Below are 21,516 nucleotides of genomic sequence, written 5' to 3' on the forward strand. Positions count from 1 at the left end.
ACAGCGACCTTAGACCTCCGGAAATTTATGTCAATAAGACTTACCTTTTCGCGGACGGACCGGTGGGCGCGACCGAACGGCCGGATCGCAGGCCCCCGGATTTCCCTGCCGACCGGCCTCGTCTATGGTCCCCCGAGCGCAGCGGCGGGGCAAAGGGTTGATCACTGGGGAGACGTTTCTGGCCATCGCGGCCTGGTCGCGCGAACTCGCCGACGACGAGTTCGAGCGTGCGCGCCGCGGCATCGTCGAGAAGGCCTATCCGCGCGGCGCCTATCTGTGGCATCGCGGCGATCGCTTCGACCATTGGACCGGCGTTTCGCGCGGCCTGGTCAAGGTCTCGACCATCGCCAAGTCCGGCAAGGCGATGACCTTCACGGGGGTCAGGACCGGCGGCTGGTTCGGCGAGGGGACCATGCTGAAGGACGAGCCGCGCCAATACGACGTGGTTGCCCTGCGCGACACCCGCATCGCCCTGATGAACAAGGCGACCTTCGCCTGGCTGCTCGACCATTCGGTCGGCTTCAACCGCTTCCTCGTCCGCCAGCTTAACGAGCGGCTCGGTCAGTTCATGGCGCTGGTCGAATATGACCGCACCCTCGACGCACCCTCGCGCGTCGCCCGCACGCTCGGCTGGCTCTACGATCCGGTGCTCTATCCCAATCCGGCGCCCGACCTGGAGATCACCCAGGAGGAGATCGCGCTCCTCTGCGGCCTGTCGCGCCAGAGCACCAACGAGGCGCTCAAGGTGCTCGAACGGCGCGGCGTCGTGCAGACCGACCACGGCATCCTGACCGCCCCCGACCCGCAACGGCTATTGCGCTTCGAGACGTGAGGCGGGGGAGATGGCCATTCGGGGCACCGTTCCGGTGGGCGGGGCGTTCGAGAGCGGGCGTGGACGGTCGTCAGTAGGCAGCGGGCAGTGGGCAGTGGGCAGTGGGCCCTGGAGCGTCTGACGCGGCCCCCCTGCCGCAATCTCCCAGCGCATCCCCGGACAAGGCCCGCAGGGCCGCCGATCCGGGGCCCACTCGCATCGCAGCAGGCGTCGGGATCTCCATTTATATCAAGGTCTTGCGGCAGGTCGCCAACAGAGTGGGTCCCGGCTCTCCGCTCCGCTTCGGCCGGGAATGCGGCCCTTCGGGGGCGGGGCCACCGCTGCCCGAACCTTCAGTTCGCCGGTCCTACGCGTCGTGCGGAGCGGGGCTGCCGCTATCTCCCAGCGCATCCCCGGACAAGGCCCGCAGGGCCGCCGATCCGGGGCCCACTCGCATCTTGACTGCGTCAAGATCATGATGTCGACCGAGGTCTTGCGGCAAGTCGCCGGGGGAGCGGGTCCGGCTCTGCGCCGCGCCCCTCGTCAACACCAGGAGAGCCCATGCCGCATGCCGCCACCGTTGAGACCGAGGGCCGGCCGATCGTGACGGTGGACGTGGCGCTGTTCACGCTCCTGCCGGAGGAGGGCCTCGCCATCGTGCTCGGCACGCGCGACCGGGAGCCCTTCGCGGGGCGGCCCGCTCTGTTCGGCGGCTTTCTCCGGCCCGGCTCGGACGGCAGCGCGACCGACGCTGCGCATCGTCTCCTGTCCGAGAAGGCGGGGCTGAAGGATGTCTTCGTCGAACAGCTGATGACTTTTTCCGGGCCCGATCGCGACCCGCGCGGCTGGTCGGTCTCGATCGCCTACTATGCGCTGGTGCCCTTCGGGCGTCTCGCCGGGGCCACGCCGGGGCTGGCGGTTTGGCCGGTCGGCCGGATGCCGCCGCTGGCGTTCGATCACGATCGGATCGCTGCCGCGGCGCTCGCCCGGCTCGGCGGCAAGGCCTCCTACTCGACCCTGCCGGCCTTCCTCTTGCCGAAGACCTTCACGCTGCCCGAACTGAAGGCGGTCTACGAGGCGGTGCTCGGCACCGCGCTCAACGACAGCGCCTTCCGCCGCAAGGTAATGGAGATGCGCATCCTGGAGGAGGTGCCGGAAAAGCGCGGCGCCACGGCCGGCAGCCGCCGCCCGGCCCAGCTCTGGCGGCTGGCCGCGGACCGGCTGGTCGAGTTCGACCGGACGGTGTGACCCGTCCGGTCGGGCGGCGGCTTTGTCCCGATCGGGATTTCGGCGGTCAGGCCGCGTTGCGGCGCTCCAGGAAGGCGCGGATGCGGTCGAGCGCCTTCAGGATGTTCTCGGTCGAGTTTGCGTAGGAGAGGCGGATGTAGCCCTCGCCATGGACGCCGAAATCCGGGCCGCCGATGGTGGCGACGCCGGCATCCTCGAGCAGGGCGGAGGCGAGCGCCTTGGCCTTCCAGCCGGTCTTGGAGACGTTCGGGAAGGCGTAGAAGGCGCCTTTCGGGGTGGCGCAGGTCACGTCCGGCAGCCCGTTCAGCCCCTCGACGACCACCTTCCGACGGCGGTCGAACTCGGCGACCATGTCGGCGACGCAGTCCTGCGGGCCGGTCAGCGCGGCGATGCCGGCGAACTGGGCCGGGGCGTTGACACAGGAATAGGAATTGACCGCCAGCTTGCGGGCCATCTCGAAGAGCCGGTCCGGCCAGACCGAGAAGCCCATGCGCCAGCCGGTCATGGCGTAGGTCTTGGACCAGCCGTCGAGCAGGATCAGGCGGTCGCGGATCTCCGGGTAGGAGAGCAGCGAGACATGGGCCTCGCCGTCATAGACCATCTGGCCGTAGATCTCGTCCGACATGATCGCCACGTCGGGGAAGCGGGCGAGGCCGGCGACGAGCGTGTCGATCTCCGCCTTCGGGGTGACGCCGCCGGTCGGGTTGGCGGGCGAATTGACGATGATCAGCCGCGTCGCCGGGGTGATCAGCGCCAGGGTCTCGTCGGCCGAGAAGGCGAAGCCGTTCTCCTCGCGGATCGGCACCGGCACGGCCTTGGCGCCGGTGAACTCGATCATCGAGCGGTAGATCGGGAAGCCGGGATCGGGATAGAGGATCTCTGCGCCCGGCTCGCCGAACATCAGGATCGCCATGAACATGGTGACCTTGCCGCCCGGCACGATCGTGATCCGTTCCGGGCTGACCTCGGTGCCGAGCCGGCGATGAATGTCGGCGGCGACCGCCTCGCGCAAGGGCAGGATGCCGGTCGCCGGCGTATAGCCGTGATGACCGTCGCGCAGCGCCTTCACGGCCGCCTCGACGATATGCTCGGGCGTGCGGAAATCCGGCTGCCCGATGCCGAGATTGATGATGTCGCGGCCCGAGGCGGCCAGCGCGGTGGCGCGCGCCAGCACCGCGAAGGCGTTTTCCTCGCCGATCCGGTCGAAACCCGCGATGGTCTTCAGCATGGACGTTCCCCTGTTCTTGGCCGCGGCCTTCATAGGGCCTCGCGCCGATCAGGGGAAGGGCGGCAGGGCGGCGCACACGTGCTGTCCGCCCGGCCGATACGTCAGCCCATCTGCTGCGGGTGCAGCTGGTAGAGCCAGGTCTCGGAAAGCGCGGTCTCGCCGTTCTTCAGGAAGCAGCGGATGTCGACCGGCTCGGGCCCGTCGGCCTGGATGTCGAACTGCACGCGCCAGTTCTTGTTCCACGACGTGGTCTCGACGAAGACCGCGCTGAGCGTGCCGCGCGAAGGCGTGATCACCGCCTCCGGCTTCACGTCCTTGGGCAGGGCCTCCAGATTGGTGCCGCCGCCGAACTCGATCACGACGCGCTTGATCTCGGGCGGGTTCTTGCGGGTATAGGGGAAGCCACCGCGGCCGATGCGGGTGGAAATGGCGCGGGCGAGGTTGGTTGCCGGCTGCGGTTCGTCGGCATTCCAGTGCAGGCGGTAGCGGAAGTCGAGCGCATCGCCGGCCTTGATCGGCTCCTTCGGCACCCAGAGGCAGACGATGTTGTCGAAATCCTCGTGGTCGGTCGGGATCTCGACCAACTGGATCGAGCCTGCGCCCCAGGCGCCGATCGGCTCGATCCACAGCGACGGCCGGCGCTCGTAGTTGAGCCAGCGATCGAGATAGGCGGAGGGGTCGCGGCTGCGCTGCATCAGACCGAAACCGCGCGGATTGTTGTCGACGAAGGCCGAGGTGGAGACGCGCGGCGGATTGACGAGCGGGCGCCAGATGCGCTCGCCGGTTCCGGTGAACATGGCCAGCCCGTCGGAATCATGCGCGGCACGGCGCCATTCCAGCTGATAGCCCTTGTTGGCCTCGTTGAACCAGAACATCGAGGTCATCGGCGCGATGCCGAGCTTGCCCACCGCCTTGCGCATGAACAGCGCATTCTCGACATCGATCACCACGCCCTCGGCCCGGCGCAGCACGAACTTGTAGGCGCCGGCGATCGAGGGGCCGTCGAGCAGCGCGTAGATCACCACCGGCTGGCGCTCGGCGGTGGCCGGCTGGATGTAGAATTCGGTGAAGTCCGGGAACTCCTCCGGGGTCGGGCTCGCCGTGTCGATGGCGACGCCGCGCGCCGAAAGTCCGTATTCGCCGTTGGCGCCGATGGCGCGGAAATAGGAAGCGCCCAGGAAGGCGGCCCAATCCTGGGTGCGCCAGTCGGCGCGGCTCTTGGCCTCCTTGATCTGGAAGCCGGCGAAGCCGGAATCCTCCGGCAGCTTCTGCGCCGGGCTGTCCTCCGGCATGTCGAAATATTCCGGCTCGTAGAGCACCTCGCGCGCCTTGTCGGCGTCGATGGCGTGCATCCGGATGGCCTTCGGGAAGTAGCGACCGATCGGGAAGAAGCTGATCGGATAGCCGCCGGAATCCACGTTGAGCGCGTAGTCGGTCTTGAAGCGGATCTTGCCGTGGGCGGTGTAGTCGATCTGCTCGACGATCTGCGGGGCGGGACGGTAGGGCGCCTTGTAGGGCTTGGCGGCCATCTCGCGCGCCCGCTTCACCAGGCTGTCCCAGGAGAAGGGCTTCGCAGCGCCGAATTTCAGCGGGATGGCCTGGGCGTCGGTCGGGATCAGGCCGAGGCCGGCGGCGAAGGCCGTGGCGAAGGAGGCCTGCAGCAGGTCACGACGGGAAAGGCGCTTGGTCATCGATGGGGTCCGGAGCGGGAGGGGCTGTCGCAAGTCTTCTAGCGCATGTTCGGTCGGGACGGAAACGGCCGGCCGACACGGAACCGGTGCCGCACGCGAACGCGGAAGGCTGTCGCCGCCGCTCGAAAAACACTGCGGCAGCCTCGCCTTGCCGTTCCCGGCGGGACCGCGGTCGGATGCGCTGCAATCACGGCTGAAACTTGGCGCCCGCACCGAAAAGTCAGCGAACGGTCAGCTTTCGTCGCGAAGATTCTCCGCCATCCGGGCGAGCAGCCGCATCAGGGTGTCCGCCTCGCCGGCGCCGATGCCGGTCAGCGCCAGGTCGGTCTGCGCGCGCACCGTCGGCAGGATGTCGACGAAGAGCCGGCTGCCGGCCTCGGTCAGTCCGAGCACGACGCTGCGCCGGTCGGTCGCCCGCGGCGTGCGCGAGACCAGCCCCTCGGCTTCCATCAGCTTCAGCGTATGGGTCAGCGAGGTCCGGTCGACCGACGTCGTGTCGGCGAGCTGCTGCATCGAGCAGCCCGGCTGGTCGTTGAGCACGGCCATGATCCGCCAGCGCGCATAGTCGACGCCGAAGGGCTTGAGCTCCGCATTCAGGCGCCGGTTCCGATGCGCCATGATCTGACTGAAATAGAAGAACAGGTGACCGTGCAGCGGGAAGGCGTCGGCGCCCTCGGCCGGCGCACCGGCGGGGCTTGCCGCGGTGTGCAAGTTGGCGGCGGCGGGGGACACGGCGGGCGGCCTGACTTTCGGGTCGGGCGGGGCGTGGTCGGTCGGGGCGGGGGCGGTCACGGTCGCTCCGGTGCGGGGTGGGCACCGGTTGTCGGCGCCCTTCGGGAGAACCCGTATATTATGTTGACTTCCACCTAATTTTCCAAGCATGCTGTGCGCAGTTTCCCGCATGCGTCCTCCGGTGGCCGAGGGGTACCGGATACGCGGGCATGTCGCCCGCCGGCGCCGAACCGGAGATCCGAGCCATGTTGAGAGCGTCCGCTGTCCTTCCCTTGCTTGCCGCCGCCCTTCTGGCCGCCGTTCCGGCGAGCGCCCAGGACAAGGTCAAGATCGGCGTCGTGGTGACCCTGTCGGGCCCGTCCGCTGTGCTCGGCGCCCAGGCGCGCGACGGCTTCAACCTCGCGGTCAAGACGCTCGGCGGCAAGCTCGGCGGCCTGGAGGCGGAGGTCGTCGTCGCCGACGACGAACTGAAGCCGGACGTGGCGGTGACCAAGGTCAAGGGCCTGATCGACCGCGACAATGTCGACTTCGTGGTCGGTCCGATCTTCTCCAACGTGCTGCAGGCGATCCACAAGCCGGTGACGGACTCCGCCCGCGCCATCCTGATCAGCCCGAATGCCGGCACCTCGAACTTCGCCGGCAAGCAGTGCAATCCGAACTTCTTCGTCACCTCCTACCAGAACGATCAGGTGCACGAGGTTCTCGGCAAGTATGCGCAGGACAAGGGCTACAAGTCCGTCGTCCTGATGGCGCCGAACTACCAGGCCGGCAAGGACTCGCTGGCCGGCTTCAAGCGCCACTACAAGGGCCAGGTGCTGGACGAGATGTTCACCCCGCTCGGCCAACTGGATTTCTCCGCCGAGCTGACCAAGATCGCCGCCGCCAAGCCGGAAGCCTTCTTCACCTTCATGCCGGGCGGCATGGGCGTCAATCTGGTCCGCCAGTATCGCCAGGCCGGCCTCGCCGCCATCCCGTTCCTGTCGGCCTTCACGACCGACGAATCGACCCTGCCGGCGCAGAAGGACGACGCGATCGGCTTCCTCGGCGGCGCCAATTGGGCGCCGGACATGAACAACCCGCAGAGCAAGGCTTTCGTCGCCGCCTTCGAGGCCGCCTACGGCTCGGTGCCCGGCACCTACGCCATGCAGGCCTATGACGCCGCACTGCTGATCGACAGCGCCATCAAGGGTGCCGGCGGCAAGGTCGGCGACCGCGCCGCCCTGACCGCGGCCATGAAGAAGGCCGACTTCACCTCGCTGCGCGGCAAGTTCCGCTTCGGCAACAACAACTATCCGATCCAGGACTTCTACCTGGTCAAGGTCGCCAAGCGCGCCGACGGCAAGTACCAGACTGAGATCGCCGACAAGGTCTTCGCCGACTATGTCGACGCCCATGCCGGCGACTGTCCGATGAAGTGACGCCCGCCGGGACGAGGCGGTCGCCATGAGCGTGCGGACAGTCTGCGATCTGAAATCGCTGGCGCATCTGATCCGCCGGGCGGCCGCCCGTCTCGGTGCCGGAAATCGTATTGCGTATGAAAGGAAAGCCCCGATGATCCTGGCTCCCGGCATCACCAAGGCGGGTGAAGGCCTCGACAACATCCGCTGGAACATCCTCGGTCAGACCTATGTGCCGAAGGAGGTCAGCGAGGCCTCGTTCGGCTGGCACGCCACCTTCCCGGCCGAGACCTTCGTGCCGCCGCATATCCATCCGACCCAGGACGAGTTTATCTATATGCTCGAGGGCCGGCTCGACCTGATCCTCGACGGCCGCGAGGCGGTCGCCCGGTCGGGCGACCTGGTGCGCATGCCGATGGGCATCCCGCACGGCATCTTCAACAAGTCCGGCACCACGGCGAAATGCCTGTTCTGGGTCGCGCCGACCCGCCGGCTCTACGACCTGTTCTGGGCGATCCACAACATGCCCAGCCAGACGCCGGCCGAGGTCGTCGCGCTGGCCGCCAAGCACGAAGTCGATTTCCTGCCGCCGCCGGACGCGCAGGCGTGACGGCGCCTTCCTCCGCGTATTCAGGAGAGTGACATGACGGTTCTCATCGTCGGCGGCGGCATCGGCGGGCTCACGCTCGCGCTCATGCTGCATCGCAAGGGCATCCGTTCGGTCGTCTACGAGCAGGCGCCGCAGATCCGCGAGGTCGGCGTCGGCATCAACGTGCTGCCGCATGCCATCAAGGAACTGGCCGCGCTCGACCTGCTGCCGGCCCTCGACGCGGTCGCGCTGCGCACCAAGGAACTCATCTACATCAACCGGCTCGGCCAGAAGATCTGGGCCGAACCGCGCGGTCTCGACGGCGGCTTCGACTATCCGCAATTCTCGATCCACCGCGGCCGGCTGCAGAAGCTGGTCCACGACGCGGTGATCGAGCGGCTCGGCCCGGATGCGGTGCGCACCGGGCTCCGGCTCGGCGGCTTCTTCCAGGACGAGGGCGGCGTGACCGCGCATTTCGTCGACAGCCGCTTCGGCACGTCGAGCGAGACCGTGCGCGGCGAAGTGCTGGTCGGTGCCGACGGCATCCATTCGGTCGTGCGACGCTATTTCTATCCCGAGCAGGGCCGGCCGAGCTGGCAGGGCGTGCTCCTGTGGCGCGGCGCCACCGAGTGGCCGAAATTCCTCTCCGGCCGGTCGATGTATATCGGCGGCGGCATGGGGGCGAAGCTCGCGCTCTATCCGATCGCGCCCGGCTCGACGCCGGAAACGCGCCTGACCAACTGGGCGATCGGCATCCGCGTCGCCGACCCGGCCGCGACGACCCCGCCGGTCGACAGCTGGTCGCGCACCGGCCGCATGGACGAGGTCGTGCCCTATGCGGCCCGCTTCAAGGTGCCGGGCGTGGATGTGGAAGCGCTGGTTCGCGCCACCTCGACCTGCTGGGAATATCCCATGTGCGACCGCGATCCGCTGCCGCGCTGGAGCTTCGGCCGGGTGACGCTGCTCGGCGACGCCGCCCATCCGATGTATCCGGTCGGCTCCAACGGCGCCGCCCAGGCGATCCTCGACGCGCGCCACCTGGCCGACATGCTGGCGCGTTCGGAGCATCCCATGCTGGCGCTGTCGCTCTACGAGGAGGAGCGCCTGCCGAAGACCGCTGAGATCGTCCGCCTCAATCGCACCGGCGGCCCGGAGCGGGTCATCGACGAGGTCGAGCGCCGCGCCCCGTCGGGCTTCGACTATATCGAGCAAGTGATGAGCCCGACCGAACGCGACATGATCGTCAAGGGCTATGCCGGCAAGGCCGGCTTCGCCCTGACCCAGGTCAACCGGTAGCCCATCCCCGCGGCCGGATCCCCCGGCCGCGGGGACGCGGCTCTCGTTCGGAGAGCAGGGGGTACAGTCGCTGAACGAGAATCTCCCGACGCATTCCCGGCCGGAGCGTCAGCGGAGAACCGGGACCCACTCTGTTGGCGACCTGCCGCAAGACCTTGATATAAATGGCAATCCCGACGCCCGCTGCGATGCGAGTAGGCCCCCGGATCGGCGGCCCTCACGGGCCTTGTCCGGGGATGCGCTGGGAGATTGCGGCAGGGGCTCCAGCATCAGACGCTCCACTGCCCACTGCCCACTGCTCACTGCCTACTGTCCGCTGCCCAATCCCGAATCCGCACTGCCCCGCACCCGCTGGAACGATGCCCTGAAGGGCCGCATTCCCGGCCGGAGCGGAGCGCAGAGCCGGGACCCACTCTGTTGGCGGCCTGCCGCAAGACTCTGATATAAATGGAGATCCTGACGCCTGCTGCGCTGCGAGTGGGCCCCGGATCGGCGGCCCTCACGGGCCTTGTCCGGGGATGCGCTGGGAGATTGCGGCAGGGGCTCCAGCATCAGACGCTCCACTGCTCACCGCTCACTGCTCACTGCCTACTGTCCGCTGCCCAATCCCGAATCCGCACTGCCCCGCACCCGCTGGAACGATGCCCCGAAGGGCCGCATTCCCGGCCGGAGCGGAGCGCAGAGCCGGGACCCACTCTGTTGGCGACCTGCCGCAAGACTTTGATATAAATGGAGATCCCGACGCCTGCTGCGATGCGCGTGGGCCCCGGATCGGCGGCCCTCACGGGCCTTGTCCGGGGATGCGCCGGGAGATCGAGGGTCGCCCCGCTCCTCGCGGCGTGTAGGACCGGCGAGCGGCGACGCCATCACGTCCCGGTGAAGGTCAGAATTTCAACTTGCATTTCGCACTTTGCAATATAAATCTAACGCCATGAGCCGATCGGGGTCCGGTCGGCGTTGACCCGCAAGAGGCCCATCATGGCCATCATCACCCGCTATCCCTTTCTCACCCAGGCCCGCGTCGAGGCCTCCTCCTTCCTGGCGGTGTTCCGCCAGGGGCGGCTGGTCCGCTCGGGCCGCGGTATCGCCGCCTGGTTCGCGACCGGCGGACCGACCTCGCTGGTCGAAATCCCGGCCGACGACCGCGACCATGTCCTGACCATCTCGGCCACCACGGCCGACTTCCAGACCGTCAGTGCGCTCGGCCTGGCGACCTGGCGGGCGGTCGACCCGGTCCTCCTGGCCGGCCGCATCGACTTCACGGTCGAACCGAAGACCGGCCAGCATCGCGGCGAGCCGGTCGCCCAGGTCGAAAGCCTGATCGACGGCCTGGTCGCCTCGGCGGTCGAGCGTTTCGTCGCCGCCCGCACCGTCGCGCGACTACTCGACGAGGGCATCGGTGCGCTGCTGGCCGCGGTCGAGCGCGAATTCGCGACGACCGGCCGGCTCGCCGCGATCGGCATCGAGATCGCCGGCATCCGGCTGACCGACCTGTCGCCGGCGCCCGAACTGGTCCGCGCGCTGCGCCAGCCGACGATCGAAAAACTTCAGCAGGGCGCCGACGAGGCGACCTTTGCCCGCCGCGCGGCCGCTGTCGAGAAGGAGGCGGCCATCGCCGAGAACGAGACCCGCGCCAAGATCCGGCTCGAGGACGAGCGCGGCCGGCTGATCGCCAAGGAAAGGGATAACGAATTGGCGCGTGCGCATATCGCTCAGGAAACCGCCCGCATCGAGGCGGAGGGCGAGGCGCATGTACGCGAAATCCAATCCCTCGCGGCCGCGGCCGCGCTCGCCACCTCGTCGGAGGCCGAGGCCCGCGCGCTCGAACGGACCGATGCCGTCCGGCTCGCCACCGAGCAGACGCGCGCCGAGATCGCCAAGGGCCTGCCGCCGGTCGTCACCCTCGCCCACGCGCTGGAAACCGGGCTCGCCGCCGCCAAGATCGGCACGCTCAATCTCGGCCCGGATGCCGTCGGACTGATCGGCCAGACCTTCGCCAAGGCGGTCGCCGGCAAGCCCTGAACGTCGGTCCCTTCGCCCTCCTTCCGAGGGGGCGAAGGGGAAGCACCCTGGGAGTCGGTTCCGCAGATCCATCAACGCGTTATCTCCTTCTCCCCCCGTGGGGGGAGAAGGTGCCCGAAGGGCGGATGAGGGGGACGGTTTCGCGGCGACGGGGCCGGCTCGCGGTCCGGACCGCTCGGCCGCGATCCCCAAACCGAGGGCGCGGTGGAGGCCGCAACATCGAAGCCCCCTCATCCGGCCTTCGGCCACCTTCTCCCCCTTGGCAGGGGGCGAAGGGGAAGGGACCGGTAGATTTCGGCAGCCGAAATTCCGCAATCCGTCAACGGGTTACCCCTTCTCCCTCCGCAGGGGGGAGAAGGTGCCGGAAGGGCGGATGAGGGGGACGATCTCGCGGCGACGGGAGTTGCTGGCGGTCCGAGCCGCACGGCCGCGATCCCCGAACCGGGGGCCCGGTGGAGGCTGCGACATCGAGGCCCCCTCATCCGGCCTTCGGCCACCTTCTCCCCCTTGGCAGGGGGCGAAGGGGAAGGGGAAGGGAGATCTTGCAACCGAAATTCCGCAATCCGTCGACGGGTTATCCCTTATCCCTCCGCAAAGGGGAGAAGGGGAGGAATCGAGGGGCCTTGGACCTGAAGTACCATTATCTGACAATAACTTACCCCCCAGGAACCCCGTCAACCCGAGGCCCGGCTTCGCCCCGAAGGCCCATGTCCCCACACCCCATCCCGGTCCGCACCAGCGGACCGCCCGCCATCAGGAGGCCGTCATGGCCGTGCTCATGCCCCGGATCGTCATCGTGCGTCGCGAGACGGATCTCGATCGCGTCCGCGCCACCCATGCGTCGATGGCCACCGCGCGCTTCGTGCTGGAGCGGCGCGGTCTGTCGCTCGATGCGGTCGAGGCCGAGCATGCCGCCTTCACGGAGGTGCTGCGCCGGGTGCGCGCCGCGATTCCGGCCGACTGGCGCCAGGCCATGCTGATGCGCGCCGAGGTCGAGCGCTTCGTGTTCGGCCCGGAGGATGTCGTGGTCGCGGTCGGTCAGGACGGGCTGGTCGCCAATGTGGCCAAGTATCTGACCGGCCAGACCGTGGTCGGCATCGATCCGCGGCCTGGCCGCAATGCCGGCGTGCTGGTGCGCTTCCGCGTCGAAGCCGCCCGGGAGGCGATCGCCGCGGCGGCCGCGGGCCGGCTGACGCTGGAGGCGCGCACCATGGCGGAGGTCCGGCTCGACTCCGGCGAGAGCCTGACGGCCCTCAACGAGATCTATCTCGGCCACCGCACCCACCAGTCGGCGCGCTACCGGATCGCCTTCGAGGGCGCCAGCGAGCGGCAGTCCTCCTCCGGCCTGATCGTGGCGACCGGCACCGGCGCGACCGGCTGGGCCTCCTCGATCGCCCGCGCCACCGGCCGCCGCCTCGACCTCGCCCCGACCGACGCCAAGCTGCAGTTCCTGGTGCGCGAGGCCTGGGCGAGCCCGGCGACCGGCGCCGACCTGGTCGCCGGCACCGTCACCCGCACCCCCGTCGCGATCACCTCCGAGATGGATGAGGACGGCACCATCTTCGCCGACGGCATCGAATCCGACCGCCTGCCCTTCCCCTGGGGCCGCATCGCCACGGTCGCGGTGGCCGAGAAGCGGCTGATGCTGGGGGTGGGGTGAAGCTCCGTCGGAGCCCTGTCAGTCCTTCGCGTCCAAACCCAGTTTCCGTTCAAGGGCAGCCACCACCCCATGGGTCGTCTGGATCTCCTCCACCGAAAGGCCCTCGGAGAGCCGGTTGATCCACGGGGCCTGCAAGCGCATCGCGGCCTCGAAAATGTCCCTGCCCCGGGCCGTCAGCACGACCAGATGGGCGCGGCGGTGATGGGGATTGGCCTGGAATTCGACCAGCCCCTCGGATTCCAGATCGTTGACGATCCGCTGCACATTCTGGCGGTTGGCGCCCATGTCGCGGGCGATCCAGGCGACCGGCTGCGGGCGTTCGGTCGCGACGATGGAACCCAACACCTGCCAGCGGGCACTGGTCAGGCCAAGCCCGGCCACGAGCCGATCGCCGGAGGCGAGCATCCGGTTGCTGAGCCGGAACAGGTCGAGAATGAGTTCCGTCAAGGCGGCACCGGCGTCGGAGCGGTCCTGGTCGCGCGATGGCATCATGCTTTCCTTTTGACATCATGATGTCAACTTATTATGATTGGCGGCATTGACACCATACACGCGATCCGAAGGAAGCTCGCCATGCTCGCATTCCGTCCTCTGGATCCGGCCTGTCCCATTCAAGACCAGCTTCCGCTCGAAACCGGACCGGTTGTCCTGGTCAACCTGTTCACGCTCGACAGGGCGGACGAACCGGCCTTCCTGGCCATCTGGGCGGAGGATGCGGCGGTCATGAAGGCCCTGCCGGGCTTCATCTCGACCCAGTTGCATCGCGCCCTCGGCGACAGTCCGACCTATCTCAACTATGCGGTCTGGGAGTCCAACGCCCATTTCAGGGCCGCGTTCGGCAATCCCGAATTCCAGGCCAAGCTCGCCGCCTATCCGTCGTCCTGCATCGCATCGCCGCATCTTTTCGAAAAGGTCGCCGTACCGGGCGTCTGCGTCGCGTGATGCGACCCGCAACGCCGGAAGCGCAGCCGCCCTCTCTTCGCTCACCCTGGAACTGACCATGCTGAAACGGCTTCATCCCGTCGCAGGCGCCATCGCGATCCTGATGATCGCAACCTTCTGGCTGTCGACAACCCTGTCCGAACTGTTCGGTGCGCCGGCGACCGTGGTCGCCGTGAAGTCGGCCGTCCCCTGGGGGCTTCTCGTCCTCGTCCCGGCCCTCGCCTTGACCGCCGGCACCGGCTTCAAGCGCGCCGGCGGACGGCGCATCGGCTTGGTTCCGGCCAAGATCGGGCGCATGCCATGGATCGCCGCCAATGGCGTCCTGATCCTGGTGCCGTCGGCCCTGTACCTGGCCTGGAAGGCACAAGCCGGGACATTCGACGCATCCTTCTATGCGGTCCAGGCGCTCGAACTCGCCGCGGGCGCCTGCAATCTGGTCCTACTCGGCCTCAACATGCGCGACGGGCTCAGAATGACGGCCACCTCCGGCGCAGGCCTGCATAGCCGCGCGCCGACCTGACCACGTCGCGCCGGGCGACCTTGACAGGGCCCGCTCATCCACTAAACTTTACATATGGACACAACAGTAGACGACACCGGCACCCGTCTCGCCCGCCGCATCCGGCTGGAGCGGGAGGCGCGGGGGTGGTCGCTGGCGGATCTGGCCGAGCGGGCCGGGGTTGCCAAGGCGACGATCAGCAAGATCGAGCGCGAGGAGGCGAGCCCGACGGCGGTGGTGCTGGTGCGGCTGGCGCGGGCCTTCGACCTGACGCTGGCCGGGCTCCTGCTGCGCGCCGAGGATGGCGGCGGACGGCTGATCCGCGCGGCCGACCAGCCGGTCTGGCGCGATCCGGAGACCGGCTACCGGCGCCGGCAGGTCTTCTCGCGGCCGGACCATCCGGTCGAGATCGTCGAGGTCGAGATGCCGGCCGGCGGGCGGGTGACGCTGCCGTCGGACTCCTATGCCCGCATCCGGCAGGCGCTCTGGGTGCTGTCGGGCCGGCTGGTGCTGACCGAAGGCGGCACGCGCCACGAGTTGGAAGCCGGCGACTGCCTCGGCTTCGGCCCGCCGGCCGAGGTCACCTTCGCCAACGAAACCGACCGGCCCTGCCTTTATGTCGTCGCCCTCGCCCGGACCTGAACCCATGCCCACGCCCCTCCCCTCGCCCATGCCCGTCGATGAAGCCCGCAGCGCCATCGCGATCCGCCCGCTCGATGCCACGCCCGAGACCGTCGCGGCACTGGCCGATCTCCTGATCGAGACCGTCGCCCGTGGCGGCTCGGTCAGCTTCATGCATCCGCTGGCGCGGGCCGATGCGGAAGCTTTCTGGTCGGGCTCGCTCGCCGCGGCCGGGCGGGGCGAGCGGGTCGTGTTCGGCGCCTTCGTGGGCGACCGGCTCGCCGGCACCGTGACGCTCCTGCTCGACTGCCCGCCCAACCAACCGCATCGCGGCGAGATCGCCAAGATGATGACCGCCGTCGCCCACCGCCGCCGCGGCATCGGCCGCGCCCTGCTCGACGCGGCCGAGCAGGTCGCCGTGGCGCGCGGGCGCACGCTCCTGGTGCTCGACACCGCCACCGACGAGGGCGCCGCCTGGCTCTACGAGAAGGCCGGCTTCCACTTCGCCGGCGAGATCCCCGACTACGCCCTGAAGCCCCATGGCGGCCTGACCGGCACGCGGATCTATTGGAAGCGGATCGGCGCGGCGGCCTGACGGCGCGCCCTCAGCTGCGCCCGAACAGGCGCTCGATGTCGGTCAGCTTCAGTTCGACCCAGGTCGGGCGGCCGTGGTTGCACTGGCCGGAATTGGGGGTCGCCTCCATCTCGCGCAGGAGCGCATCCATCTCCTCGGGGCGGAGGCGGCGGCCGGTGCGCACCGAGCCGTGGCAGGCCATGGTCGACAGGATATGGTTGATGCGCTCGTCGAGCCGGGACGAGGCGTCGCGGTCGGCGAGATCGTCGGCGATGTCGCGGACGAGGCCGGCAATGTCGAGGCGCTTGAAGAGGGCCGGCGTCTCGCGCACCGCGATCGCGACCGGGCCGAAGGGCTCGATCACCAGCCCGGCCTCGGCCAGCGCGGCGGCATGATCGGCGAGCCGGCCGGCATCCTCCTCGGGCAGCTCGACGATCTCCGGCACCAGGAGCATCTGGCGCGCGATGCCGGTCTCGGCGCGCTGGCGCTTCAGCCGCTCGTAGGTCAGCCGCTCATGCGCCGCATGGGCGTCGACCAGGATGAAGCCGTCGCGGGTCTGGGCGACGATGTAGTTCTCGTGCAGCTGCGCCCGCGCCGCACCGAGCGGGCGGGCGGCGCGCTCGGCATCGATCGCCGGGTCGGCGGACCGGATGTCGGCCGAGACGCCGAAGCCCGGCGCGAAGCCGGCCTGCGCCGCCTCGCCGAAGCCGGGCAGCGGCGCGCCGCCCTGCGGCTCGTGCAGGGCGGGGTCCCTCTCGGGAAGGCCCGGATCCCCGTCCGCCGGATCCTGGGCGCGGTCCATCGGATCGGGACGGAAGGGCGAGACGCGCCAGTCCCAGGCTTCGCGCGACACCCCGCCGGACGGGCGGAGCGGGTCGCGGCCATAGGAGGACGGCCGGCCGGCCGCAGCGCCGGGGCTTTCGGGCCGGCCGAAACCGCGCGGGGCGGTCGCGGCCTGATGGTGGCCGGCCGGCGGCGCGGCGTCGGGGCCGAGGCCGGTGCGGAAGGCGGCGAGCGTGGCGGCGCCGACGGTGGTCGAGGCGCGGTGGCCGGCCCGCGCCATGGCCTCTCGGATCGCGCCGACCACCAGTCCGCGCACCAGGCCCTGTTCGCGGAAGCGCACGTCGGCCTTGGTCGGATGCACGTTGACGTCGACCTCGTGCGGGTCGAGCCGGATGTCGAGCACCACGACCGGGTGGCGGTCCGAACGCATCAGGTCCTGGTAGGCGCCGCGCAGGGCGCCGAACAGCTGCCGATCGCGCACCGGACGGCCGTTGACCATCAGATATTGCCAGGTCGAGGCGGCGCGATGATAGGTCGGCAGGCCGGCATAGCCGATCAGTTCGACGCCCTCGCGTTCGGCATCGATCGGCACCGCATTGTCGGGGAAATCCGCGCCGACCACCTGGGCGATGCGGACCAGCCGGGCGTCCGTGCCGCGCGCCACCGGCAGGTCCAGCGCGGTGCGGTCGGCGCCGGACAGCGAGAAGCGCACGTCCGGCCGGGCCAGTGCCAGCCGCTTGACCACCTCGGTGATCGCCGCCGCCTCGGCGCGCTCGGTCTTCAGGAATTTGAGCCGCGCCGGCGTCGAGAAGAACAGGTCGCGCACTTCCACGCGCGTGCCGCGGGCGAGGCCGGCCGGGCGCGGCTCGCCCTTCAGCCCACCTTCGAGCGTGATCTCCCAGCCGTGCGGTTCGCCGGCGTGCCGGGTCGCGATGGCAAGCCGCGACACCGCGCCGATCGACGGCAGCGCCTCGCCGCGGAAGCCGAGCGTGTGGATGTCGAGCAGGTCGTCGGCGCGCAGTTTCGAAGTGCAGTGCCGCTCGACCGCCAGCGCGAGATCGTCGCGGCTCATGCCCGAACCGTCGTCGGTCACCCGGATCAGGGTCTTGCCGCCGCCCGCCGTGACGATCTCGACCCGCCCGGCGCCGGCATCGACGGCATTCTCGACCAGTTCCTTGACCACGCTCGCCGGCCGCTCGATCACCTCGCCGGCGGCGATGCGGTTGATCGTATCGTCGGAAAGCTGGCGGACGACGGACGGCGCAGACGACATGGGCGGGAAGACCTCCGCCCCTCTTATCGCGGATTCGCGGCGGGTCGTCACGGTCGGCGCGGCCCCGGCAGCCTCCGTCGCTCCACCGCTCGCCGACCTCGCGGCTCCGCCGGCCTGCGGCTCTGCCGCCAACAGTGCCATTGCCTCGCGCGCCGCCCCCCGCTACTGATCCGGCGCCCTGCCCTCCCGACGGAACGCGCCGACCCCATGAAAGACGTCCATCCGCCTCTGGTCTCCGGCCTGTCCGTGCTCGCGCCGCGCTACCGCGCCGTGCTGAGCGATGTCTGGGGGGTGCTGCATAACGGGATGACGGCGTTCCGTCCGGCCCACGAGGCGCTGTCGGCCTATCGCGCCGCCGGTGGCAAGGTCGTGCTGATCACCAATGCGCCGCGTCCGGCGGGGCCGATCCACCAGCAGCTCGCCGGCTACGGCGTGCCGCGCCACGCCTATGACGACATCGTCACCTCCGGCGACGTGACCCGCGACCTCCTGGCGACGCGCCCCGAGCGGGCCGTGATCCATATCGGTCCGGACCGCGACCTGACCCTCTATGACGGCCTGCCCGGCCGGCTCGCCGACGACGCGGCCGGCGAGATCGTCTCGGTCACCGGCCTCCTCGACGACGACATCGAGAGCCCGGACGACTATCGCGACCGCCTCGCCGCCCTGGCCGCCCGCGGGCTGCCGATGGTCTGCGCCAATCCGGACATCGTGGTCGAGCGCGGCGACAAACTGGTCTGGTGCGCCGGGGCGCTCGCCCGCCTCTACGAGGAGTTCGGCGGCGAGGTGATCATGCTCGGCAAGCCGTTCCGGCCGATCTACGACGCGGCGCGCGCCCGGATCGAGACCCTGTGCGGCCCCATTGAGACCCGCGACATCCTGGCCATCGGCGACGGCCTGCCGACCGACATCCGCGGCGCCGACGCCCAGGGCTTCGACGTGCTGTTCGTCACCGGCGGCATCCACGCCGCCGATTTCGGCGACCCTGAGGCCCCCGACCTGGCGCTGGTCGCCGCCCGCCTGCGCTCCGAGGGGCTCGGCGCCGCCGCCGTGATGCCGCGGCTGGTCTGGTAAGGGCAGCGGCCCTTCGAACTTTGGACCGTGAGGCACGGCGATCTCCGGCGCCCGGCGCGGCGGCGGAACCGAAATTTTCACTCTGATCAGCCTCCCGGCGGCGGGAAATCTTGACTTCACGCCGATCCCAGCCTATCTCCGCCTCGGCTGCTAGCACTCCCTTTTGGTGAGTGCCAAACCGGCCGGGCACCGCGGCTGCCGCGCGAGCCCCCTCGATTTCAGTAATCCCAAGGGTTCAAAGCCAATGGCCACCAAGACCAAGTTCCGCCCGCTGCACGACCGCATCGTCGTCAAGCGGATCGAAGCCGAGCAGAAGACCGCGGGCGGGATCATCATCCCGGATACCGCCAAGGAAAAGCCCCAGGAGGGCGAGGTGGTCGCCGTCGGCCCCGGCGCGCGCGACGAGAGCGGCAAGATCGTCGCCCTGGACGTGAAGGTCGGCGACAAGGTCCTCTTCGGCAAGTGGTCGGGCACCGAGGTCCGCCTCGACGGCCAGGACCTCCTGATCATGAAGGAAAGCGACATCATGGGTGTGATCGCCTGATCAGCCGGTCGTCCGGCCCTGCCGGACCACCTCCGATCGGCGCTTGAGCCTCGGGCGCGCGCCCGCGCCCACGGAACGAGACCATGCCCGGATCCCCAGGCCAACCGCTTCTGACCGAGGAATGGCAGATCGCCCTCGCCACGGTCACGATCATGTCGGTGGCCTGGATCCTCTTCCGCATCGCCCGGCGGATCGCAGAGCGCCTGCGCTCGGATCGCGACCAGGGCGGCGACCCCGATTGAAACCCATTCCAGGAGAAATCCCATGGCTGCCAAGGACGTGAAGTTCGGTGGCGACGCGCGCGACCGGATGCTGCGCGGCGTCGACATCCTCGCCAATGCCGTCAAGGTGACGCTCGGCCCGAAGGGCCGCAACGTGGTCATCGAGAAGTCGTTCGGCGCGCCGCGCATCACCAAGGACGGCGTCACCGTCGCCAAGGAGATCGAGCTCGAGGACAAGTTCGAGAACATGGGCGCCCAGATGGTGCGCGAAGTGGCCTCGAAGACCAACGACCTCGCCGGTGACGGCACCACCACCGCCACGGTGCTGGCCCAGTCGATCGTCAAGGAAGGCGCCAAGGCGGTGGCCGCCGGCATGAACCCGATGGACCTGAAGCGCGGCGTCGATCTCGCCGTCGCCGAGGCCATCAAGGACCTGCAGAAGCGCGCCAAGAAGATCAAGACCTCGGCCGAAGTCGCCCAGGTCGGCACCATCTCGGCCAATGGCGAGAAGGCCATCGGCGAGATGATCGCCGAGGCGATGCAGAAGGTCGGCAACGAGGGCGTGATCACGGTCGAGGAGGCCAAGAGCCTCGAGACCGAGCTCGACGTGGTCGAGGGCATGCAGTTCGACCGCGGCTACCTGTCGCCCTACTTCATCACCAACGCCGACAAGATGATTGCCGAGTTGGAAGACCCCTACATTCTCATCCATGAGAAGAAGCTGTCCTCGCTGCAGGCCATGCTGCCGATCCTCGAAGCGGTCGTGCAGTCGGGCAAGCCGCTGCTGATCATCGCAGAGGACATCGAGGGCGAGGCGCTCGCCACCCTCGTGGTCAACAAGCTGCGCGGCGGCCTCAAGGTCGCGGCCGTCAAGGCGCCGGGCTTCGGCGATCGCCGCAAGGCCATGCTCGAGGACATCGCCATCCTGACCTCCGGCCAGGTGATCTCCGAGGATCTCGGCATCAAGCTCGAGAATGTCGGCGTCGAGTTCCTCGGCCGCGCCAAGAAGGTCACGATCGCCAAGGAAAACACCACGATCGTCGACGGCGCCGGCAAGAAGAAGGAAATCGAGGCTCGCGTCTCGCAGATCAAGGCGCAGATCGAGGAGACCACCTCGGACTACGACCGCGAGAAGCTGCAGGAGCGTCTGGCCAAGCTCGCCGGCGGCGTCGCGGTGATCCGCGTCGGCGGCGCGACCGAGGTCGAGGTCAAGGAGCGCAAGGATCGCGTCGATGACGCGCTCAACGCCACCCGCGCCGCGGTCGAGGAAGGCATCGTCCCGGGCGGCGGCGTCGCCCTGCTGCGCGCCAAGGCGGCCGTCGCCAAGGTCAAGTCCGACGTGGCCGACGTGCAGGCCGGCATCAACATTGTGATGAAGGCTCTCGAAGCCCCGATCCGCCAGATCGCCGAGAATGCCGGCGTGGAAGGCTCGATCGTGGTCGGCAAGCTGCTCGAGTCCAAGAGCGCCACGGCCGGCTTCGACGCCCAGAGCGAGACCTATGTCGACATGGTCGAGGCGGGCATCATCGACCCAGCCAAGGTCGTGCGCACCGCCCTGCAGGACGCGGCCTCGGTCGCCGGCCTGCTGATCACCACCGAAGCCATGGTCGCGGAGCTCCCCAAGGACAAGCCCGCGATGCCGGCCGGCGGTGGCGGCGGCATGGGCGGCATGGACTTCTGATCGAGAAGTCAGCGCGCTGACTGAGTTCGAGACGGGGAGCGGGCAACCGCTCCCCGTCTTCGTTTTCCGGCCAGATTTCGGGGCCCTATCTCAGGCCCTGTCGGCGACACGGACCGATCACGGGACGCGCCAGGGTACGCTGAGAGGGCTGGGGCTGCCGCGGCCGGCGTTCGATACGACGCTCGCTGGCATTTCAAATGCCAGGCTTTCGCACACCGTGCCGCTCTGCCATCATGGCGGCGGGAGGAGCCGGAGATGACCTTCGAGGATGAAATGCGCGTATTGACCTGCCTGACCGAGGCCTGGTCGGCGGAGAGTTCGTCGCAGTGGAGCCCGCACAATCCGGCGGCCGGCCAATGCGGCCTGACGGCGGCCTTGGTCCACGACCGCTTCGGCGGCCGCATCCTGAAGACCCGGATCGGGTCCAGCTTCCACTATTACAACGAGATCGCGGGGCGCCGGATCGACTTCACCGAATCCCAGTTCGATGAGCCGCCGGACCCCGAAGATGTCGCCGCCAGCCGCGACGAGGCCGCCGCCGACGGCACGCCGGCGCAATTCGCCGCGCTGTCGGCACGCTTCGACGCCGCCTGGCGGTGCCGCACGGGAACCGGATCGCAACCGTGACCG

The 21,516-nt window shown here is 69.1% G+C and carries 21 protein-coding genes; 16 read left to right on the top strand and 5 right to left on the bottom strand.

The annotated features are described in order from the left end of the window. Nucleotides 1–157: 157 nt before the first annotated feature. Both KL771_RS07650 and KL771_RS07655 read left to right on the top strand, forming a co-directional pair. A complete protein-coding gene (locus KL771_RS07650; RefSeq protein WP_261967950.1) occupies nucleotides 158–832 on the top strand; it encodes a Crp/Fnr family transcriptional regulator in 675 nt (224 codons plus the stop codon). A 540-nt stretch (nucleotides 833–1,372) separates the two neighbouring features. Beyond that, complete coding sequence (locus KL771_RS07655; RefSeq protein ID WP_261967951.1) at nucleotides 1,373–2,059, top strand: NUDIX hydrolase; 687 nt, start codon at nucleotides 1,373–1,375, stop codon at nucleotides 2,057–2,059. A 46-nt stretch (nucleotides 2,060–2,105) separates the two neighbouring features. Here the strand turns inward: KL771_RS07655 and KL771_RS07660 are convergent, their stop codons facing one another. The 3 genes from KL771_RS07660 to KL771_RS07670 form a co-directional block, all read right to left on the bottom strand. After that, a complete protein-coding gene (locus tag KL771_RS07660) occupies nucleotides 2,106–3,287 on the bottom strand; it encodes a pyridoxal phosphate-dependent aminotransferase (RefSeq protein ID WP_261967952.1) in 1,182 nt (393 codons plus the stop codon). Between the two features lie 101 nt (nucleotides 3,288–3,388). Then, on the bottom strand, nucleotides 3,389–4,978 hold the full coding sequence (locus KL771_RS07665) for a glucan biosynthesis protein (protein ID WP_261967953.1): 1,590 nt from the start codon (nucleotides 4,976–4,978) through the stop codon (nucleotides 3,389–3,391). Nucleotides 4,979–5,209: 231 nt separating this feature from the next. Beyond that, nucleotides 5,210–5,770, bottom strand: coding sequence for a MarR family winged helix-turn-helix transcriptional regulator (locus tag KL771_RS07670; RefSeq protein WP_261967954.1), 561 nt, complete (start codon nucleotides 5,768–5,770; stop codon nucleotides 5,210–5,212). Nucleotides 5,771–5,955: 185 nt separating this feature from the next. On the opposite strand from KL771_RS07670, the gene KL771_RS07675 reads away from it, so the two are divergent. The 5 genes from KL771_RS07675 to KL771_RS07695 all read left to right on the top strand — a co-directional run bounded on the left by KL771_RS07675 (nucleotide 5,956) and on the right by KL771_RS07695 (nucleotide 12,674). Further along, nucleotides 5,956–7,128: an ABC transporter substrate-binding protein gene (locus KL771_RS07675; protein WP_261967955.1), complete on the top strand. Its 1,173-nt coding sequence runs from the start codon at nucleotides 5,956–5,958 to the stop codon at nucleotides 7,126–7,128. Between the two features lie 133 nt (nucleotides 7,129–7,261). After that, nucleotides 7,262–7,717: a cupin domain-containing protein gene (locus KL771_RS07680; RefSeq protein ID WP_261967956.1), complete on the top strand. Its 456-nt coding sequence runs from the start codon at nucleotides 7,262–7,264 to the stop codon at nucleotides 7,715–7,717. Between the two features lie 33 nt (nucleotides 7,718–7,750). Further along, nucleotides 7,751–8,992 (top strand): flavin-dependent oxidoreductase, encoded by a 1,242-nt coding sequence (locus tag KL771_RS07685; protein ID WP_261967957.1) that lies wholly within the window; start codon nucleotides 7,751–7,753, stop codon nucleotides 8,990–8,992. A 978-nt stretch (nucleotides 8,993–9,970) separates the two neighbouring features. Continuing rightward, nucleotides 9,971–11,014, top strand: coding sequence for an SPFH domain-containing protein (locus KL771_RS07690; protein ID WP_261967958.1), 1,044 nt, complete (start codon nucleotides 9,971–9,973; stop codon nucleotides 11,012–11,014). 766 nt (nucleotides 11,015–11,780) lie between these two features. After that, nucleotides 11,781–12,674, top strand: a complete 894-nt coding sequence (locus tag KL771_RS07695; RefSeq protein ID WP_261967959.1) for a hypothetical protein — start codon at nucleotides 11,781–11,783, stop codon at nucleotides 12,672–12,674. An 18-nt stretch (nucleotides 12,675–12,692) separates the two neighbouring features. Here the strand turns inward: KL771_RS07695 and KL771_RS07700 are convergent, their stop codons facing one another. Then, nucleotides 12,693–13,163 (bottom strand): MarR family winged helix-turn-helix transcriptional regulator, encoded by a 471-nt coding sequence (locus KL771_RS07700; RefSeq protein WP_261967960.1) that lies wholly within the window; start codon nucleotides 13,161–13,163, stop codon nucleotides 12,693–12,695. A gap of 84 nt (nucleotides 13,164–13,247) precedes the next feature. On the opposite strand from KL771_RS07700, the gene KL771_RS07705 reads away from it, so the two are divergent. From KL771_RS07705 to KL771_RS07720, 4 genes are read left to right on the top strand one after another with little or no spacing between them, the layout of a single operon-like run. Beyond that, nucleotides 13,248–13,616 (top strand): antibiotic biosynthesis monooxygenase family protein, encoded by a 369-nt coding sequence (locus KL771_RS07705; protein ID WP_261967961.1) that lies wholly within the window; start codon nucleotides 13,248–13,250, stop codon nucleotides 13,614–13,616. Nucleotides 13,617–13,674: 58 nt separating this feature from the next. Then, nucleotides 13,675–14,136, top strand: coding sequence for a hypothetical protein (locus KL771_RS07710; protein ID WP_261967962.1), 462 nt, complete (start codon nucleotides 13,675–13,677; stop codon nucleotides 14,134–14,136). Nucleotides 14,137–14,190: 54 nt separating this feature from the next. After that, nucleotides 14,191–14,757, top strand: coding sequence for a helix-turn-helix domain-containing protein (locus KL771_RS07715; RefSeq protein WP_261967963.1), 567 nt, complete (start codon nucleotides 14,191–14,193; stop codon nucleotides 14,755–14,757). A gap of 4 nt (nucleotides 14,758–14,761) precedes the next feature. Next, nucleotides 14,762–15,331: a GNAT family N-acetyltransferase gene (locus tag KL771_RS07720; protein ID WP_261967964.1), complete on the top strand. Its 570-nt coding sequence runs from the start codon at nucleotides 14,762–14,764 to the stop codon at nucleotides 15,329–15,331. 10 nt (nucleotides 15,332–15,341) lie between these two features. Here KL771_RS07720 and mutL read toward each other — a convergent pair whose 3' ends face one another. Continuing rightward, entirely contained in the window at nucleotides 15,342–17,366 is a 2,025-nt protein-coding gene (mutL, locus tag KL771_RS07725) for a DNA mismatch repair endonuclease MutL (RefSeq protein WP_261967965.1), read from the bottom strand. Nucleotides 17,367–17,573: 207 nt separating this feature from the next. Here mutL and KL771_RS07730 point away from each other — a divergent pair, with 207 nt between their 5' ends. From KL771_RS07730 to KL771_RS07750, 5 genes are all read left to right on the top strand, one after another. Beyond that, on the top strand, nucleotides 17,574–18,440 hold the full coding sequence (locus KL771_RS07730) for a TIGR01459 family HAD-type hydrolase (protein ID WP_261967966.1): 867 nt from the start codon (nucleotides 17,574–17,576) through the stop codon (nucleotides 18,438–18,440). Between the two features lie 244 nt (nucleotides 18,441–18,684). Further along, nucleotides 18,685–18,984 carry a co-chaperone GroES gene (gene groES, locus KL771_RS07735; RefSeq protein ID WP_054360483.1) on the top strand — a complete coding sequence of 100 codons (300 nt, stop codon included), beginning with the start codon at nucleotides 18,685–18,687 and terminating at the stop codon, nucleotides 18,982–18,984. A gap of 83 nt (nucleotides 18,985–19,067) precedes the next feature. Beyond that, nucleotides 19,068–19,226, top strand: a complete 159-nt coding sequence (locus KL771_RS07740; protein ID WP_261967967.1) for a hypothetical protein — start codon at nucleotides 19,068–19,070, stop codon at nucleotides 19,224–19,226. A gap of 22 nt (nucleotides 19,227–19,248) precedes the next feature. Continuing rightward, entirely contained in the window at nucleotides 19,249–20,886 is a 1,638-nt protein-coding gene (gene groL / locus KL771_RS07745) for a chaperonin GroEL (protein WP_261967968.1), read from the top strand. A gap of 255 nt (nucleotides 20,887–21,141) precedes the next feature. Further along, the gene (locus KL771_RS07750) at nucleotides 21,142–21,513 is read left to right on the top strand and encodes a YunG family protein (protein ID WP_261967969.1); all 372 of its coding nucleotides are present in this window, start codon (nucleotides 21,142–21,144) and stop codon (nucleotides 21,511–21,513) included. Nucleotides 21,514–21,516: the final 3 nt, after the last annotated feature.

Source organism: Prosthecodimorpha staleyi (assembly GCF_018729455.1).
GTDB classification, from domain to species: Bacteria; Pseudomonadota; Alphaproteobacteria; order Rhizobiales; family Ancalomicrobiaceae; genus Prosthecodimorpha; species Prosthecodimorpha staleyi.